At 38.7% G+C, this 932-nt stretch carries 1 pseudogene; it reads right to left on the bottom strand.

The features are described from left to right. Positions 1-338 (bottom strand): annotated as a pseudogene (locus R7Z77_RS24410) (hybrid sensor histidine kinase/response regulator); the annotation flags it as partial. Between the last annotated feature and the right edge of the window lie 594 nt (positions 339-932).

Below are 932 nucleotides of genomic sequence, written 5' to 3'. Positions count from 1 at the left end.
ATACCAAGCATCGCCTCTTTTAAATCATCGGCGTACTCGGAAGTGTGTGGATTAGTGGAAAATTTATGATGCATGGAGAGCACCACATTATTTTGGACATCCACTTCGATGCTTAAAGGCGTTTCCTGACCGTATTGGCGTCTGTCTTTTTCCATGCTGTAGATAAAGTGCGAAGCCTGAGATATCAGCTGGAATCCCTGTATGTTGCTTACGGTTTGATTGAGATAATCGACTCGCACCGAATTGGCATAAAACTGGTGGATCGCAAAAGCAACGATCACCACTGCGGGTAATAACGCTAACAACGCTAAACGTGTTTTGATTGATAATCTCAGCATCCATCTTTCCATGTGTTACGAACGCCTACTGATTTAATACTAGACTAGTTTCACACATTAATAATGGATATTAATGAGTTAAAAAACACTCGCATTTCACCTAGTAACACTAGGGATATAGGGTTACGGCGGGTTTAGGTGCCTGTTTTAAACTGTGATTCAAAGCAAGTTTTTTGATCATCAAAAAATGCCCTAAACGCTCAAATCCAAGTCATACCTAAGCAGCAAAATGTAAAACAGACATTTATCATTTGAATGTTTACCACACCCGTTGTCTTATCGAGTGAGATCACACTAATTTAGAAATGAATCGAGGGCATTTACATTTAGATTTTGAAGCTATTCGTTATCGTTACAAAAAAAGTCAGCAAGTTATTAAAAGTCAATAGTACAAACACCCCGCTTTAGTCACATTAATCAACCAGAAATAATGCCCTACTTAGCAGTTTTAACTGGTATTAATTTTCCTAGCAGAATAAGAACTCTCACCTTAGAATTCGCACACATAATTATTACAACCCGATTACATAACCCACCAAACTCCACACTCTACCGTTGAGGTAACAGTAGTGAGTATGGTTAGCCCTCAAAACG

This window comes from Vibrio sp. 1401 (assembly GCF_033340295.1).
Note: the sequence above shows the minus strand (reverse complement) of the source record. Positions and strands in the feature narration are given on the sequence as shown.